We start from the raw sequence: 16,821 nt of genomic DNA on the forward strand, positions 1-16,821 counted from the left end.
AAAAATTTTATCATAAAAAGGTGAATTCAAACATATTTTCGAATAGAAAGATATGATACCTAAAGAATATTATGGACGACTATTTACGAAAGAACAGTTACCAGTGGACTATCTCTCAGAGGCTGTAAAATTAGAAAGTATGATAAAGGTTGATAAAAAACTTAGATGTAAAAGATGTTATAGTCGAATAGAGGAAGATTGGCAATTACCGAATGGTCAGTATTATTGTAGAGCGTGTATTGTCTTTGGTCGAAACCAAGAAGGAAAAGAACTCTATTACTTTCCCTCAGAAAAATCAGAAGTAGATTTTCCTGTCTTGAAATGGTCAGGAAAACTGACTCCTTATCAAAATGAGGTCTCGGAAAAGCTTTTAAAGACTTATAAAAATCAAAAACACAGTCTTGTTCATGCAGTGACTGGTGCTGGCAAGACAGAGATAATTTATAATATTGTTGCCTATGTTCTTGAAAATAAAAATCGTGTCGTCATCGCAAGTCCCCGAGTTGATGTTTGTCGAGAATTGTTTCTACGCATGCAGAAAGATTTTACTTGTAGTATTTCTCTGCTTCATGCTGATAGTGAACCATATGATGGTAGTCCGCTCGTTATAGCTACCACTCATCAATTACTAAAATTTTATCATAGCTTTGACTTGATTATTGTTGATGAAGTTGATGCCTTTCCATTTGTAGGGAATGTCATGTTAAATCATGCTGTTAAACAGGCAAAGACGGAAACAGGCCGGTATATTTACTTAACAGCAACTTCTACATTAGCTTTAGAAGAGCAAGTGCGCCTTGGAGCTATAGAAAAGCATCACCTTGCTAGTCGTTTCCACGGAAATCCTTTAGTCCTTCCTCGTTTCTTTTGGCAAGGAAGGTTACAAAAGTCGTTGACGAACGAGAAGCTTCCAAGGTCTCTAATTCACCAGATTAAGAAGCAGCGTAAATCAAATTTTCCTCTATTAATCTTTTTTCCCAATATAGCATTAGGTGAAAAGTTTAGTATTACCCTAAAAAAATATCTCCCTACTGAAAACATAGCCTTTGTTTCATCAAAAAGCGAGGAGCGTTCAACCATCGTAGAGAAATTCCGAAAAAAAGAATTGTCAATCTTAGTGACGACAACTATTCTCGAACGTGGTGTTACCTTTCCACAAGTAGATGTTTTTGTTTGTATGGCAAATCATCACTTATATACTAGTTCGAGTCTTATTCAGATTGGTGGTAGGGTGGGGCGTTCGCCCGAGAGACCTACAGGGAAACTCTATTTCTTTCATGAAGGATTATCTAAATCAATGTTGCAATGTCGGAAAGAAATAAATGCAATGAATAAAAAAGGAGGGTTTGAAAATGAAGTGTCTACTATGTAATGAATGGATTGAACCAGTAGATCAATTAAGTGATTTAATTATGTTTAAACAAAGAAGAGAGTATTCTTGTGAAGATTGTAAAGCTCAATTTAAAAAGCTTGGGAAGGCGAGATGTTCAAATTGTTATAAAATAATAGATGGAAATAGTTGCTTTGATTGCAAAATTTGGGCGAAAAAAGGCTATATTCCAAAACATTTTGCCATTTATCGTTATGAAGAAAACATGAAAGAGTATTTTAGTCGCTATAAATTTATGGGAGATTATTGTCTTAGAAAAATATTTCAACAAGAAATTAAAGCCAATTTAAAGTCTTTTTTAAAGAAAGGTTATATCTTAGTACCTGTCCCCTTGTCGGAAGAACGCCTGGAAGAGAGAGGATTCAATCAAGTTAAAGGATTACTAGAGGGAATCCCCTATAAAAACATTTTTGAAAAAAGAGAGATCGAGAAGCAATCCTCGAGAACACGCGAAGAGCGGTTAAGTCAAGATAATTCTTTCAGTTTGAAGAAAGGTATTGAGCTACCAAGTAAGATCATCATAATCGATGATATTTACACAACAGGATCTACCCTGTATCAAATGGTCAAACTATTAGATAATTTAGATGTCAAAGAAGTTTTGACATTTTCCTTAGCTAGATAATAAAAAAACTTGCAAATTTTCATGAAAAGGATATAATAAAGATAAAGAAAACGCTAACAAGCGAGAAAGAGGTCTTTTATGATTAAATATAGTATCCGTGGCGAAAACATCGAAGTAACTGAAGCACTTCGTGACTATGTTGAAAGTAAACTTAGCAAAGTTGAAAAATACTTCCACGAAGACCTAGAACTACATGCACGAGTAAATCTTAAGGTTTATCGCGAAAAGACAGCTAAAGTAGAAGTTACTATCCCTACAGGTTCTGTAACACTACGTGCAGAAGATGTTTCACAAGATATGTATGGTTCTATTGACTTAGTGGTCGATAAGATTGCAAGACAAATCCGTAAAAATAAAACAAAAATTGCACGTAAGCATCGTGAGAAAGTTCCAACCGGTGAAATGTTCTCGACTGAATTCAATAAAGAAGAAGTTGAAGAAGCACCAGCTGTTGAAGTTGTGAGAACTAAAAATATTGAGTTGAAACCAATGGATGTTGAAGAAGCAATTCTTCAAATGGAGTTGTTGGGACACTATTTCTTTATCTATACTGATAGCGAAGATCATACAACTAACGTACTATATAAGCGTGAAGATGGTAACTATGGCTTGATTGAAGCAAAATAATAAGCAGGGTATAAACCTGCTTATTATTTTTTTAAAAACCTCTTGACAGCTATCCAAAAGGGTGCTAAGATATAAAAGTTGTCTTAAGCGATTTGTCTCTAACTCGTAAAGGTTCCAAAACTTTAAAAAAGTTATTGACAAGTTTAAGAAGGGATGATATTATAAATAAGCTGTTTCGTGAGAGACGGCCAGCACGAAGAAGAGAAAAAAACTTCAAAAAAAGTGTTGACAAGATATTCTGTCTTTGCTAGAATATAGAAGTTGTCTCAAGAGAGTCAAAGACCTTTGAGAACTGAATAAGAAACCAAGTGCAGGGTTATGATAGAAGAATTATAACCTGTCAATTTACAAGAATAAATCGTCAGACGACGGTAATGAGTTAACGCTCGAACAATTATTAAAGTATTAATGAGAGTTTGATCCTGGCTCAGGACGAACGCTGGCGGCGTGCCTAATACATGCAAGTAGAACGCTGAAGAGAGGAGCTTGCTCTTCTTGGATGAGTTGCGAACGGGTGAGTAACGCGTAGGTAACCTGCCTTGTAGCGGGGGATAACTATTGGAAACGATAGCTAATACCGCATAACAATGGATGACACATGTCATTTATTTGAAAGGGGCAATTGCTCCACTACAAGATGGACCTGCGTTGTATTAGCTAGTAGGTGAGGTAATGGCTCACCTAGGCGACGATACATAGCCGACCTGAGAGGGTGATCGGCCACACTGGGACTGAGACACGGCCCAGACTCCTACGGGAGGCAGCAGTAGGGAATCTTCGGCAATGGGGGCAACCCTGACCGAGCAACGCCGCGTGAGTGAAGAAGGTTTTCGGATCGTAAAGCTCTGTTGTAAGTCAAGAACGGGTGTGAGAGTGGAAAGTTCACACTGTGACGGTAGCTTACCAGAAAGGGACGGCTAACTACGTGCCAGCAGCCGCGGTAATACGTAGGTCCCGAGCGTTGTCCGGATTTATTGGGCGTAAAGCGAGCGCAGGCGGTTTGATAAGTCTGAAGTTAAAGGCTGTGGCTCAACCATAGTTCGCTTTGGAAACTGTCAAACTTGAGTGCAGAAGGGGAGAGTGGAATTCCATGTGTAGCGGTGAAATGCGTAGATATATGGAGGAACACCGGTGGCGAAAGCGGCTCTCTGGTCTGTAACTGACGCTGAGGCTCGAAAGCGTGGGGAGCGAACAGGATTAGATACCCTGGTAGTCCACGCCGTAAACGATGAGTGCTAGGTGTTGGATCCTTTCCGGGATTCAGTGCCGCAGCTAACGCATTAAGCACTCCGCCTGGGGAGTACGACCGCAAGGTTGAAACTCAAAGGAATTGACGGGGGCCCGCACAAGCGGTGGAGCATGTGGTTTAATTCGAAGCAACGCGAAGAACCTTACCAGGTCTTGACATCCCGATGCTATTTCTAGAGATAGAAAGTTACTTCGGTACATCGGTGACAGGTGGTGCATGGTTGTCGTCAGCTCGTGTCGTGAGATGTTGGGTTAAGTCCCGCAACGAGCGCAACCCCTATTGTTAGTTGCCATCATTCAGTTGGGCACTCTAGCGAGACTGCCGGTAATAAACCGGAGGAAGGTGGGGATGACGTCAAATCATCATGCCCCTTATGACCTGGGCTACACACGTGCTACAATGGTTGGTACAACGAGTTGCGAGTCGGTGACGGCGAGCTAATCTCTTAAAGCCAATCTCAGTTCGGATTGTAGGCTGCAACTCGCCTACATGAAGTCGGAATCGCTAGTAATCGCGGATCAGCACGCCGCGGTGAATACGTTCCCGGGCCTTGTACACACCGCCCGTCACACCACGAGAGTTTGTAACACCCGAAGTCGGTGAGGTAACCTTTTGGAGCCAGCCGCCTAAGGTGGGACAGATGATTGGGGTGAAGTCGTAACAAGGTAGCCGTATCGGAAGGTGCGGCTGGATCACCTCCTTTCTAAGGAAAAACGGAATGTACTTGAGTTTCTTATTTAGTTTTGAGAGGTCTTGTGGGGCCTTAGCTCAGCTGGGAGAGCGCCTGCTTTGCACGCAGGAGGTCAGCGGTTCGATCCCGCTAGGCTCCATTGAATCGAAAGATTCAAGTATTGTCCATTGAAAATTGAATATCTATATCAAATTCCATATGTAAGTAATTACATATAGATAGTAACAAGAAAATAAACCGAAACGCTGTGAATATTTAATGAGTTAGGTCGAAAGGCCAAAAATAAGGTTAAGTTAATAAGGGCGCACGGTGGATGCCTTGGCACTAGAAGCCGATGAAGGACGTGACTAACGACGAAATGCTTTGGGGAGCTGTAAGTGAGCAATGATCCAGAGATGTCCGAATGGGGGAACCCGGCAGGTAATGCCTGTCACTCATTACTGTTAAGGTAATGTAGAGGAAGACGCAGTGAACTGAAACATCTAAGTAGCTGTAGGAAGAGAAAGCAAAAGCGATTGCCTTAGTAGCGGCGAGCGAAACGGCAAGAGGGCAAACCGAAGAGTTTACTCTTCGGGGTTGTAGGACTGCAACGTGGACTTAAAGATTATAGAAGAACTACCTGGGAAGGTAGGCCAAAGAGAGTAATAGCCTCGTATTCGAAATAGTCTTTATACCTAGCAGTATCCTGAGTACGGCGAGACACGAGAAATCTCGTCGGAATCTGGGAGGACCATCTCCCAACCCTAAATACTCTTTAGTGACCGATAGTGAACCAGTACCGTGAGGGAAAGGTGAAAAGCACCCCGGGAGGGGAGTGAAATAGAACCTGAAACCGTGTGCCTACAACAAGTTCGAGCCCGTTAATGGGTGAGAGCGTGCCTTTTGTAGAATGAACCGGCGAGTTACGATATGATGCGAGGTTAAGTTGAAGAGACGGAGCCGTAGGGAAACCGAGTCTTAATAGGGCGCATTAGTATCATGTCGTAGACCCGAAACCATGTGACCTACCCATGAGCAGGTTGAAGGTGAGGTAAAACTCACTGGAGGACCGAACCAGGGCACGTTGAAAAGTGCTTGGATGACTTGTGGGTAGCGGAGAAATTCCAAACGAACTTGGAGATAGCTGGTTCTCTCCGAAATAGCTTTAGGGCTAGCGTCGATGTTAAGTCTCTTGGAGGTAGAGCACTGTTTGGGTGAGGGGTCCATCCCGGATTACCAATCTCAGATAAACTCCGAATGCCAATGAGATATAATCGGCAGTCAGACTGCGAGTGCTAAGATCCGTAGTCGAAAGGGAAACAGCCCAGACCACCAGCTAAGGTCCCAAAATATATGTTAAGTGGAAAAGGATGTGGGGTTGCACAGACAACTAGGATGTTAGCTTAGAAGCAGCTATTCATTCAAAGAGTGCGTAATAGCTCACTAGTCGAGTGACCCTGCGCCGAAAATGTACCGGGGCTAAAACATATTACCGAAGCTGTGGATACCTTTATAGGTATGGTAGGAGAGCGTTCTATGTGCGAAGAAGGTGTACCGTGAGGAGTGCTGGAGCGCATAGAAGTGAGAATGCCGGTATGAGTAGCGAAAGACAGGTGAGAATCCTGTCCACCGTAAGACTAAGGTTTCCAGGGGAAGGCTCGTCCGCCCTGGGTTAGTCGGGACCTAAGGAGAGACCGAAAGGTGTATCCGATGGACAACAGGTTGATATTCCTGTACTAGAGTATATAGTGATGGAGGGACGCAGTAGGCTAACTAAACCAGACGATTGGAAGTGTCTGGCCAAGCAGTGAGGTGTGATATGAGTCAAATGCTTATATCTTTAACATTGAGCTGTGATGGGGAGCGAAGTTTAGTAGCGAAGTTAGTGATGTCACACTGCCGAGAAAAGCTTCTAGCGTTAATTATACTCTACCCGTACCGCAAACCGACACAGGTAGTCGAGGCGAGTAGCCTCAGGTGAGCGAGAGAACTCTCGTTAAGGAACTCGGCAAAATGGCCCCGTAACTTCGGGAGAAGGGGCGCTGACTGATGGTCAGCCGCAGTGAATAGGCCCAAGCAACTGTTTATCAAAAACACAGCTCTCTGCTAAATCGTAAGATGATGTATAGGGGGTGACGCCTGCCCGGTGCTGGAAGGTTAAGAGGAGTGCTTAGCGTAAGCGAAGGCATGAATTGAAGCCCCAGTAAACGGCGGCCGTAACTATAACGGTCCTAAGGTAGCGAAATTCCTTGTCGGGTAAGTTCCGACCCGCACGAAAGGCGTAATGATTTGGGCACTGTCTCAACGAGAGACTCGGTGAAATTTTAGTACCTGTGAAGATGCAGGTTACCCGCGACAGGACGGAAAGACCCCATGGAGCTTTACTGCAGTTTGATATTGAGTATCTGTACCACATGTACAGGATAGGTAGGAGCCTATGACCTCGGGACGCCAGTTTCGAGTGAGGCGTTGTTGGGATACTACCCTTGTGTTATGGCTACTCTAACCCAGATAGGTTATCCCTATCGGGGACAGTGTCTGACGGGCAGTTTGACTGGGGCGGTCGCCTCCTAAAAGGTAACGGAGGCGCCCAAAGGTTCCCTCAGAATGGTTGGAAATCATTCGCAGAGTGTAAAGGTATAAGGGAGCTTGACTGCGAGAGCTACAACTCGAGCAGGGACGAAAGTCGGGCTTAGTGATCCGGTGGTTCCGTATGGAAGGGCCATCGCTCAACGGATAAAAGCTACCCTGGGGATAACAGGCTTATCTCCCCCAAGAGTTCACATCGACGGGGAGGTTTGGCACCTCGATGTCGGCTCGTCGCATCCTGGGGCTGTAGTCGGTCCCAAGGGTTGGGCTGTTCGCCCATTAAAGCGGCACGCGAGCTGGGTTCAGAACGTCGTGAGACAGTTCGGTCCCTATCCGTCGCGGGCGTAGGAAATTTGAGAGGATCTGCTCCTAGTACGAGAGGACCAGAGTGGACTTACCGCTGGTGTACCAGTTGTTCTGCCAAGAGCATCGCTGGGTAGCTATGTAGGGAAGGGATAAACGCTGAAAGCATCTAAGTGTGAAGCCCACCTCAAGATGAGATTTCCCATGATTTTATATCAGTAAGAGCCCTGAGAGATGATCAGGTTGATAGGTTAGAAGTGGAAGTGTGGTGACACATGTAGCGGACTAATACTAATAGCTCGAGGACTTATCCAACGAAAGTAACTGAGATATATTGACAACGATTTGGTTTCTTGATACAGTATAGATATTCAATTTTGAGTTGAGAATACTCAGAGTTAAGTGACGATAGCCTAGGAGATACACCTGTTCCCATGCCGAACACAGAAGTTAAGCCCTAGTACGCCTGATGTAGTTGGGGGTTGCCCCCTGTTAGATACGGTAGTCGCTTAGCAAATAGGGAGTTTAGCTCAGCTGGGAGAGCATCTGCCTTACAAGCAGAGGGTCAGCGGTTCGATCCCGTTAACTCCCATAGGTCCCGTGGTGTAGCGGTTATCACGTCGCCCTGTCACGGCGAAGATCGCGGGTTCGATTCCCGTCGGGACCGTTCAAGTAGAAATATTTGAGACTCGTTAGCTCAGTTGGTAGAGCAATTGACTTTTAATCAATGGGTCACTGGTTCGAGCCCAGTACGGGTCATATATGCGGGTGTGGCGGACTTGAACCCGCATTAGAAAAAAGTTAGCCGGCTTAGCTCAGTTGGTAGAGCATCTGATTTGTAATCAGAGGGTCGCGTGTTCAAGTCATGTAGCCGGCATTAAGATGGTCCGTTGGTCAAGGGGTTAAGACACCGCCTTTTCACGGCGGTAACACGGGTTCGAATCCCGTACGGACTATATTGGCTCTTTGTCAACTGTAGTGGATGACGAAAAGCTAACATCTAGAGAGGACCGGATAGGTCCTTTTTTTATGTATGTTCAGTGTGATGAAGACACGTTTCTTAAAGTTGATAAAGTTTCTAAAACCGAAGCCCAAACGTTTGATGTCTTTGATCAACTTATTAGTCGCTTCAAGTTTTGCGTTTGAATAGTCCGTTTCTAGTGCGTTTTTGATGTATTGCTTGTGTCTAAGAAAAGTCCTAAAGACAGTTTGAAAATAATGCTTGACCTTGCTCCTATTTTCCTCTATCAGTTCAAAGAACTCATCTACTCTCTTCTCCTGAAAGTGAAAAAGCAAAAGCTGATAAAGTGTATAGTAGTCAGTAAGCTCTTTTGAAAAGACTAGTGTCTTCGCAACAACTTCATGTGGTGCTAAAGTTTGGCGGAAAGTCTTTGAATAAAAAGAGTTGAGAGATAGTTTACGGCTGTCCTTTTGGAAGAGTCGCCAGTGATTTTTCAGGGCTCGATAGGGTAGTGACTTCTTATCGAACTGGTTCATAATTGCAATTCTTGTCTTTAAAAAGGCGCGTCCAAGGTGCTGGATGATGTGGAAACGATCAAGAAAGATTTTTGCGTTTGGAAAGAGCTTGCGAGCCAGTGGAATATAAGCTCCAGACATATCCATCGTGATAAACTGTACCTGTTGTCGGACTTTCAGTAGATACTTCAAAAAGTAGTTTCGTATAGTAGTTTGGCGGCGATTATCAAGGATGGTTATGAGTTCGTTTGTCTCATAATTCTGCGCCACAAAAGCCAATTCCCCTTTCTTGAACCCAAACTCATCCCAGGACATAACAGCAGGGAGTTTGTCATAATGTTCCTTGAAAGTAAACTGATCAAGCTTACGATAGACAGTGGACGTCGACACGCGAAGTCTTCTTGCAATATCAGTTAGTGACACTTTCTCAGTTAGGAGTTGTGTAACTTTTTGTCGGACTAGATTGGAGATTTGGCAGTTTTTCTCAACGATAGATGTCTCAGCCACCCTTACTCTCCTACAACTTTTACACTGGAAACGACGTTTTTTCAGACGTAGTAGAGTTGGCGTTCCCGCTTGCTCGAGAAGAGGGATTTTAGAAGGCTTTTGAAAGTCGTACTTGATCATCTTTCCATGGCAATGAGGACATGATGGTGCAGGGTAATCAAATTTTGCTTGAATCTCGATATGAGTGTCAGTTTCAAAAACAAGTGAAATCTTGATATTTTGGTCTTTGATTCCGATTAATTCTGTGTTATTCTTAATAGGTCTCAAAAGTTCTTCCTAATGATGGTTTGGTTGCTTTTCATTATAGTTCTTATGGGACTTTTTGTGTACACTCAAAAAGCTCTATAATCCCTACAGTAGTTTTACCCACTACAGAAATTATAGAGCCACTATATTTGAGTAACTTAGGTTACTCTTTTTATTTTGTTTCTTTTTCTTATATGTTATAATATTATATAGTAAAATTTTTTGAGGTGAATTTATGTCTAAAATTTTTGTGTTTGGCCACCAAAATCCTGATTCTGATGCTATTGGTTCGTCTTATGGATATGCTTATTTGAAACGTCAACTTGGTGTTGAGGCTGAGGCTGTTGCTTTGGGTACTCCAAATGAAGAGACTGCTTTTGTACTTGACTATTTTTCTGTAAATGCTCCTCGTGTTGTTGAGTCAGCACAGTCTGAGGGGGTAAATCAAGTTATTCTTACTGACCATAATGAGTTTCAACAATCTATTTCAGATATTAAGGATGTAGAAGTTATTGAAGTAGTGGATCACCACCGTGTGGCTAACTTTGAGACGGCTAATCCATTAATGATGCGTTTAGAACCTGTAGGTTCAGCTTCTTCGATTGTTTATCGCATGTTTAAAGAAAATAATGTTGAAATTCCTAAAGATGTAGCTGGTTTGCTTTTGTCAGGTTTGATTTCTGATACTCTTTTACTTAAATCACCAACGACACATGCTTCAGATCCTGCAGTAGCTGAAGAACTTGCTCGACTTGCTGGAGTTAATTTAGAAGAATATGGTCTTGCCATGCTTAAGGCTGGTACTAATCTTTCTTCTAAATCAGCTGAAGAACTCATTGATATTGATGCAAAAACATTTGAATTGAATGGGAATCAAGTTCGCGTTGCTCAGGTGAATACTGTTGATATTTCTGATGTTCTTTCACGTCAAGCGGAAATTGAAGAAGCTATCAATAGCTCAATTAAAAGTAACGGGTACTCTGACTTTGTGTTAATGATTACTGATATTCTTAACTCAAATTCAGAAATTCTCGCACTCGGATCAAATACTGATAAAATTGAAAAAGCTTTTAACTTTGTTTTAGAAAATAACCATGCTTTCCTTAAAGGAGTAGTTTCTCGTAAGAAGCAAGTTGTTCCTCAATTGACTGAAAGTTTCAATGTGTAAAAAGGCTTTGTAGGCCTTTTTTTGATACTGTCAATAATTATGTGTAAACACTCAAGTAGAGTTGAAGAATGTTAATCAAATAAGCTTTCAAGTGTGTCAGCACATTGGCCAAACCCTTTATGGATGCGTTGATTTTGCTTGAAATTATAATCTTCAAACAGGGTAACTAAATAACGTTCCAGAGCCTCCTCGTTAGGAAAAAGGACCTTCTTTTTCGTTTGACGTTTGATTTCTTTGTTAAGAGACTCAATGAGGTTTGTCGAATAAATGCTATGCCAAATCTGGTAGGAAAACTGATAAAAAGTTAAAAGATTATCCGTATTCTCCAGACTTTCCATGACTTTCCTATACTTTGGTTTCCATTCGGCGATAAAGTTCTCTAAAGCTTGCACTGCCATTTCTAAATTTTCAGCACGATAAATCGTTTTAAATTGCTCCAGAATAACCGCTCTATCTGCTCGTTTCACTTTACTAGCCAGATTTCGACTAATATGAATTAAGCAACGTTGTTGTTTAGCTAATGGGTAAGCCTGATTGATAATCTCTTCAAGCCCCTTGAAGCCATCGGTCACTACAAGAGAAACCTGTTGGATTCCTTGGTTTTGAAGCTTGTCTAACAGGGTGGACCAAGAAGCATTGTTTTCATTTGGGGCGATTTCATATCCAAGAACAGCCTTCTGTCCTTCTGGTGTAATGCCAAGTGCGATATGAATACATTCTTTACTAACGGTTCCACGTCTTAAGGGAAGATAGGTTCCGTCAAGAAATAAAACAGAGTAATTGGCTTCTAAGCTTCGCTCATGAAAAGTAGCGACATTCTCCTGAGTTGCTTTTGAGATATTAGAAATTGTGGCAGGACTATAGTGATGACCATACATTCGCTCGATGATATCACTAATTTCTCGAGTCGTTACACCGGTTTGATAGAGTTTGATAACCATCTCTTCCAAGTGGTCATCTCGACGTCCATAAGCGGGAAGCAAAGCTGGACTAAAGTTCCCATTACGATCTCTAGGAATACTCAACTGAACAGTCCCATATTTGGTTTCGAATTTCCGTGCATAGCTTCCGTTACGACTATTCCCAGAATTATAGCCTAATTTATCGTAAGGTTCATACCCTAAAAAGGCTGATAACTCTGCTTGAAGCAGATCATTCATAGCTGTTTCAAGAGAAGTACGGAAAAATTCATCAATATCTTGCTTTTGGGCTAGGAAGTTAAGTAGTTCTGTGGTAAACTGAGTCATAGGAATAAATCCGTTATAGTAATGTTTTGCAACTCTACTATAACGGATTTATTCCTTTTTGTGTTTACACAACTTATTTTACACTACCCTTTTTTTAGTGTGCTGATTAATGGTATAATACTTGTTATGATAATACAATTTAACCCAAATAAATTAAGTAATCAGCCTTTTTTTATGGAATTGCTGAATTATCTATATCACTATCAGCCTGTAACTTTGAGAGAAATAAAAAATCAGTTTCCATTACAAAAGAATATAGATAAATTGATTGAGGAGTTTGTTAAAGTTGGTTATATTGAGAGGTCTGAGAAACGTTACCGTTTATTAATTTCTTTAGTTTCAGATCCTTCTACAATTGATTTATACCAGCATTTCTTTATTGAAAGTGATTCTCCTTCTTATCAAGAACTATTAGAGTGTAGATTTGTTACTGAGATGACTAATTCTACTAATGAAGTGATTATTATTGAACACACAAGTATCACGAGAAACGATCTTACGATTTCAAATTATTTTTATAAGTTAAGAGAAAATCTTTCATTAACGGAAGAACAAAACAGATTATATAACTTATTAGGTGATCTTAATCCTGAATATTTCTTAAAGCATGTCACAACATTTCTTTTAAAATTTGTAAGAAGGGAGTACGCTCTTCAAAAGAGGAGGAATATTTTTGTTGATGCTTTAGAACTATTAGGATATCTTATTCAAGTAGAAGATGGGCGTTATATTCTAAATATGGATTTAGACTCCGAAGCATTAGTTTTTTGTGCAAAAAAAGACTAGTTTTATTACTAGTCTTTTTTATGACAACTTTAACGATTCCTTAGTTCAAGATAACGTTTGTACCAGATGTTAACATAAGATTGTGAAAATGGCCCTTTACCATTGTTAATCCAATCTACTAAGATTTTAACATGTTCCTTTAAGATATAGTCAATATCAGGAGAGTAATGCATTTCTTTTTTATGTATTTCATACTCATCTACATCTAGCAATTTTTTCTCACCATCAGCGAAAACTTTGACATCTAAGTCATAGTCAATATATTTTAGCGCTTCTTGGTCCAAAACATATGGACTGGCTAAATTGCAGTAGTAGGAAATGCCGTTATCCCTGATCATGGCTATAATATTAAACCAGTATTTTTTGTGGAAATAAACAATAGCAGGTTCACGAGTTACCCATCGTCTCCCATCTGCTTCAGTAACGAGGGTATGATCGTTAACGCCAATAACAGCATTCTCAGTTGTCTTTAGTACCATAGTATCGCGCCAAGTACGGTGCAATCTACCATCATGCTTATAACTTTGAATTGTGATAAAGTCGCCTTCTTTTGGTAATTTCATGGCGTCCTCTTTCTACAATAGCGGTTATCTTCATTATTGTATCATAATTTTGAGAAAAGAGGGGAAATTCTTAGAAATATTCTCTTAGAGCGGAGGCTATAGCATCAAAGTCATAACCTTTTCGGAACAAAGATTGTGTGAGGTGTTGCTTAAGTTCATAACCATCGTATTTTTTACTAAATTTTTGATATTGCTTTTCTATTTCTTTATAAAGGAGAGCTTGTTCATTTTCTTCATCGGCTTCTAGTTCTAGTTGGTTAATAGCGTTCTTACTTTCTTGGAATGAAAAGCCTTTATTAATGAGGTTCTGAATCAATTTATCCTTTAGAGATTTGGTTGGTAATTTTCCCTGATATTTTCGTAATAGTTTTGAAGTTACTTTAATTGCTACTTCCGAGAAATCAAATTGGGTTAATACCTCGTCAATGACTTGTTTCTCACAGCCTTTTTGTAGCCATTTTTGCTTCAAGGCATAGGCACCTTTATCTCCTGAATTTAAATTCTGTTGAGCTAGGCTTTCTAGGAGTTTATAATCATCAATCCAATGGTCTTTCTTTAGATTATCAATGATTTGGGGAATTATATGTGGATTTATTTCATGTTTAAAAAGATAGTCTCTTACTTCTTTTTCAGTACGTTGTTTAAAGGAAATAAAATAAAGGGCCAGATTTTTACCATGTGAGAACTGTGCAAAGTTCTTAATATCTTCTAGCTGATCTTTACTAAGTGCCATTTCTTTTGTTAACATGTACTTGACGATGGTGTCTTCTGTAACATAGAGACTCTCTTTTTTATCTATCTCAACGAGATAGAGCCTTTTTTTCTTCTCTATTTTTGTGATTTTCATAGTTATTATTATATCAAAATGTTAGAATGGTAGTATGAATTTACAAGTGAAACAACGTATCCCGCTTAAGATTAAACGAATGGGGATCAATGGTGAGGGTATTGGTTTTTATAAAAAAACACTGGTTTTTGTTCCTGGAGCTTTGAAGGGAGAAGAGGTGTTTTGTCAGATTGTTTCGGTTAAGAGAAACTTTGTTCAGGCAAAACTATTAAAAATTAATAAAGCTTCCAAGTTTCGTGTTGATCCTGAATGTGGTGTCTATGAAGAGTGTGGTGGTTGCCAGTTGATGCATCTTCGTTATGATAAACAATTAGAGTTTAAAACGGACCTGTTAGGACAAGCTTTGAAAAAGTTCAAACCGGCTAATTTTGAGTCTTATGAGATTCGTCCAACAATAGGAATGAAGCAACCACAACATTATCGTGCTAAACTACAATTTCAAATACGTTCTTTTGGTGGCTCAGTTAAGGCTGGCTTATTTGCGGAAGGAAGTCATCGACTAATCAATATTGATGATTGTTTGGTTCAAGATGAGTTAACGCAAGCGATTATGAATAAAGTGACAAATTTGCTAGATAAATACAAGCTACCGATTTATAATGAGCGCAAAATTTCCGGGATTCGCACAGTTATGATACGACGTGCTTTAGGGTCTAATCAGGTCCAGCTAATTTTTGTAACATCTAATCCTGTTTCTTTGACTAAGTTGGTGAAGGAGTTAACTTTAAGTTATCCTGAAATTGTAACAGTTGCTGTCAATTATAACTATTCGAAATCCAGTGAGATTTATGGCCAAGAGACGGAAATTATCTGGGGTCAAGATACAATCCAAGAAGAGGTTCTAGACTATAACTTCGCACTTTCTCCTCGTGCCTTCTACCAGTTGAATCCTAAGCAAACTGAAGTGCTCTATGGTCAGGCAGTTGAAGCTTTGGAAGTCGATAAGTCTGAACACCTTATTGATGCTTATTGTGGTGTTGGTACTATTGGACTTGCATTTGCAAAAAAAGTGAGCACCATTCGGGGAATGGATATTATTCCGGAAGCTATCGAAGATGCTAGAAAAAATGCTGAGTCACTTGGACTGGATAATGCTCACTATGAGGTAGGAAAAGCTGAAGATATTATTCCTCGCTGGTATAAGGAAGGGTATCGAGCGGATGCTCTTATTGTAGATCCACCGAGAACGGGTTTGGATAGTAAGTTACTTAAAACTATACTGGAATATACTCCCAAAAAAATGGTATATGTCTCATGTAATGTATCTACTTTGGCAAGAGATTTAGTTTCTTTAGCTAAGGTATATGATGTGAACTATATTCAGTCAGTAGATATGTTTCCTCACACTGCTCGGACAGAAGCAGTTGTAAAGCTGACTAAGAAATGTAATAAAAACTAACATGATAAACAAAAATTTTCAAAATTATTGGAAAATTTCTTTATTTTTCTAAAAAATAGGAGTATAATAGGACTATCGATTTTTTAAAGGAGGAGCGTATGAAGAAGAGCTTCATTGATCAACAAAAGGAAATTTCTTTTGTAAAAAATACTTTCACACGGTATTTAATTGATAAACTTGACGTCGTTGAAGTGCAAGGGCCTATTTTGAGTAAGGTCGGGGATGGTATGCAGGATAATTTAAATGGTATTGAAAATCCTGTAACTGTTAATGTACTTCAGATTCCTGACGCAACATACGAAGTTGTTCACTCATTAGCAAAATGGAAGCGCCATACTTTGGCTCGTTTTGGTTTTAATGAAGGTGAAGGGCTCGTGGTTAATATGAAGGCTCTTCGTCCAGATGAAGACTCATTGGATGCAACACACTCCGTTTATGTTGACCAATGGGATTGGGAAAAGGTTATTCCTGATGGACATCGTAATATTGCGTATTTGAAGGAAACCGTCGAGACAATCTACAAAGTTATTCGTTTGACTGAGCTTGCTGTTGAGGCGCGTTACGATATTGAAGCCGTCTTACCTAAGAAAATTACTTTCATCCATTCAGAAGAGCTTGTTGAGAAGTACCCTGATTTGACACCGAAAGAGCGTGAAAATGCCATAACTAAAGAATATGGTGCTGTATTCTTGATTGGTATTGGTGGTGTTCTTCCTGACGGGAAGCCCCATGATGGTCGTGCACCTGACTATGATGACTGGACAACTGAGTCTGAGAAGGGTTATCATGGTTTGAATGGAGATATTTTGGTTTGGAATGAGCAATTAGGACATGCTTTTGAGTTATCATCAATGGGGATTCGTGTTGATGAAGATGCACTTAAACGTCAGGTTGAAATTACTGGTGACCAAGATCGTTTGAAATTGGATTGGCACCAAGCCTTGTTACATGGCCAATTCCCACTAACAATTGGTGGTGGTATTGGTCAATCACGTATGGCTATGTTCTTGCTACGTAAAAAACATATAGGTGAGGTTCAAACTTCAGTTTGGCCAGATGCCGTTCATGAAACTTACGAAAATATCTTGTAAAAAGAGTACTAACGAAAGTTAGTGCTTTTTGATTTGGA

General features: G+C 40.2%; 10 protein-coding genes, 6 tRNA genes, 3 rRNA genes and 1 pseudogene. 16 read left to right on the forward strand and 4 right to left on the reverse strand.

All coding sequences use genetic code 11. The annotated features are described in order from the left end of the window. Positions 1-52: 52 nt before the first annotated feature. The 12 genes from E3C75_RS04120 to E3C75_RS04175 all read left to right on the forward strand — a co-directional run bounded on the left by E3C75_RS04120 (position 53) and on the right by E3C75_RS04175 (position 8,409). Positions 53-1,372 (forward strand): ATP-dependent helicase ComFA, encoded by a 1,320-nt coding sequence (locus E3C75_RS04120; protein ID WP_084828509.1) that lies wholly within the window; start codon positions 53-55, stop codon positions 1,370-1,372. Further along, on the forward strand, positions 1,353-2,015 hold the full coding sequence (locus tag E3C75_RS04125) for a ComF family protein (protein WP_100262556.1): 663 nt from the start codon (positions 1,353-1,355) through the stop codon (positions 2,013-2,015). Before E3C75_RS04120 ends, E3C75_RS04125 begins: the two co-directional genes overlap by 20 nt. Positions 2,016-2,093: 78 nt before the next feature. Next, a complete protein-coding gene (gene hpf / locus E3C75_RS04130; protein WP_084828511.1) occupies positions 2,094-2,642 on the forward strand; it encodes a ribosome hibernation-promoting factor, HPF/YfiA family in 549 nt (182 codons plus the stop codon). A 404-nt stretch (positions 2,643-3,046) separates the two neighbouring features. Next, positions 3,047-4,594, forward strand: a 16S ribosomal RNA gene (locus E3C75_RS04135). Between the two features lie 54 nt (positions 4,595-4,648). After that, positions 4,649-4,721, forward strand: a tRNA-Ala gene (locus E3C75_RS04140). A gap of 147 nt (positions 4,722-4,868) precedes the next feature. Next, positions 4,869-7,768 (forward strand): 23S ribosomal RNA (locus E3C75_RS04145). Between the two features lie 83 nt (positions 7,769-7,851). Continuing rightward, positions 7,852-7,967: ribosomal RNA gene (rrf, locus tag E3C75_RS04150) — 5S ribosomal RNA — on the forward strand. Together the 16S, 23S and 5S rRNA genes with 6 tRNA genes alongside form the textbook arrangement of a ribosomal RNA operon. Before the next feature lie 5 nt (positions 7,968-7,972). Then, positions 7,973-8,045 (forward strand) — tRNA-Val (locus E3C75_RS04155). Between the two features lie 2 nt (positions 8,046-8,047). Further along, a tRNA-Asp gene (locus E3C75_RS04160) sits at positions 8,048-8,120 on the forward strand. Between the two features lie 19 nt (positions 8,121-8,139). Then, positions 8,140-8,212: transfer RNA gene (locus E3C75_RS04165), tRNA-Lys, on the forward strand. Positions 8,213-8,257: 45 nt separating this feature from the next. After that, positions 8,258-8,330 (forward strand) — tRNA-Thr (locus tag E3C75_RS04170). A 7-nt stretch (positions 8,331-8,337) separates the two neighbouring features. Next, positions 8,338-8,409, forward strand: a tRNA-Glu gene (locus tag E3C75_RS04175). 44 nt (positions 8,410-8,453) lie between these two features. Here the strand turns inward: E3C75_RS04175 and E3C75_RS04180 are convergent. Then, positions 8,454-9,703, reverse strand: a pseudogene (locus E3C75_RS04180) (ISL3 family transposase). Positions 9,704-9,917: 214 nt separating this feature from the next. Here E3C75_RS04180 and E3C75_RS04185 point away from each other — a divergent pair. After that, positions 9,918-10,850 carry a manganese-dependent inorganic pyrophosphatase gene (locus tag E3C75_RS04185; protein WP_084828512.1) on the forward strand — a complete coding sequence of 311 codons (933 nt, stop codon included), beginning with the start codon at positions 9,918-9,920 and terminating at the stop codon, positions 10,848-10,850. A 71-nt stretch (positions 10,851-10,921) separates the two neighbouring features. Here the strand turns inward: E3C75_RS04185 and E3C75_RS04190 are convergent, their stop codons facing one another. Beyond that, positions 10,922-12,097 (reverse strand): IS256-like element IS1191 family transposase, encoded by a 1,176-nt coding sequence (locus E3C75_RS04190; RefSeq protein WP_111679259.1) that lies wholly within the window; start codon positions 12,095-12,097, stop codon positions 10,922-10,924. 126 nt (positions 12,098-12,223) lie between these two features. On the opposite strand from E3C75_RS04190, the gene E3C75_RS04195 reads away from it, so the two are divergent. Continuing rightward, the gene (locus E3C75_RS04195) at positions 12,224-12,883 is read left to right on the forward strand and encodes a DUF1803 domain-containing protein (protein WP_084829200.1); all 660 of its coding nucleotides are present in this window, start codon (positions 12,224-12,226) and stop codon (positions 12,881-12,883) included. 29 nt (positions 12,884-12,912) lie between these two features. Here the strand turns inward: E3C75_RS04195 and ntdP are convergent, their stop codons facing one another. Together ntdP and recX are read right to left on the reverse strand one after the other, a co-directional pair. Continuing rightward, the gene (ntdP, locus tag E3C75_RS04200; protein WP_002949762.1) at positions 12,913-13,446 is read right to left on the reverse strand and encodes a nucleoside tri-diphosphate phosphatase; all 534 of its coding nucleotides are present in this window, start codon (positions 13,444-13,446) and stop codon (positions 12,913-12,915) included. A 70-nt stretch (positions 13,447-13,516) separates the two neighbouring features. After that, positions 13,517-14,293 (reverse strand): recombination regulator RecX, encoded by a 777-nt coding sequence (recX, locus tag E3C75_RS04205; RefSeq protein ID WP_002949763.1) that lies wholly within the window; start codon positions 14,291-14,293, stop codon positions 13,517-13,519. Between the two features lie 34 nt (positions 14,294-14,327). On the opposite strand from recX, the gene rlmD reads away from it, so the two are divergent. Next, positions 14,328-15,692 (forward strand): 23S rRNA (uracil(1939)-C(5))-methyltransferase RlmD, encoded by a 1,365-nt coding sequence (rlmD, locus tag E3C75_RS04210; RefSeq protein WP_004197313.1) that lies wholly within the window; start codon positions 14,328-14,330, stop codon positions 15,690-15,692. 98 nt (positions 15,693-15,790) lie between these two features. Beyond that, on the forward strand, positions 15,791-16,783 hold the full coding sequence (asnA, locus tag E3C75_RS04215; protein WP_084828516.1) for an aspartate--ammonia ligase: 993 nt from the start codon (positions 15,791-15,793) through the stop codon (positions 16,781-16,783). The last annotated feature ends 38 nt before the right edge of the window (positions 16,784-16,821 follow it).

The organism is Streptococcus thermophilus, from assembly GCF_010120595.1.
Taxonomy (GTDB): Bacteria; Bacillota; Bacilli; order Lactobacillales; family Streptococcaceae; genus Streptococcus; species Streptococcus thermophilus.

Coding starts and splice junctions, on each gene's coding strand:
- E3C75_RS04120 (WP_084828509.1), top strand. CDS start 53: ATGATACCTAAAGAATATTATGGACGACTATTTACGAAAGAACAGTTA.
- ntdP (WP_002949762.1), bottom strand. CDS start 13,446: ATGAAATTACCAAAAGAAGGCGACTTTATCACAATTCAAAGTTATAAG.
- E3C75_RS04125 (WP_100262556.1), top strand. CDS start 1,353: ATGAAGTGTCTACTATGTAATGAATGGATTGAACCAGTAGATCAATTA.
- asnA (WP_084828516.1), top strand. CDS start 15,791: ATGAAGAAGAGCTTCATTGATCAACAAAAGGAAATTTCTTTTGTAAAA.
- E3C75_RS04185 (WP_084828512.1), top strand. CDS start 9,918: ATGTCTAAAATTTTTGTGTTTGGCCACCAAAATCCTGATTCTGATGCT.
- recX (WP_002949763.1), bottom strand. CDS start 14,293: ATGAAAATCACAAAAATAGAGAAGAAAAAAAGGCTCTATCTCGTTGAG.
- E3C75_RS04190 (WP_111679259.1), bottom strand. CDS start 12,097: ATGACTCAGTTTACCACAGAACTACTTAACTTCCTAGCCCAAAAGCAA.
- E3C75_RS04195 (WP_084829200.1), top strand. CDS start 12,224: ATGATAATACAATTTAACCCAAATAAATTAAGTAATCAGCCTTTTTTT.
- hpf (WP_084828511.1), top strand. CDS start 2,094: ATGATTAAATATAGTATCCGTGGCGAAAACATCGAAGTAACTGAAGCA.
- rlmD (WP_004197313.1), top strand. CDS start 14,328: ATGAATTTACAAGTGAAACAACGTATCCCGCTTAAGATTAAACGAATG.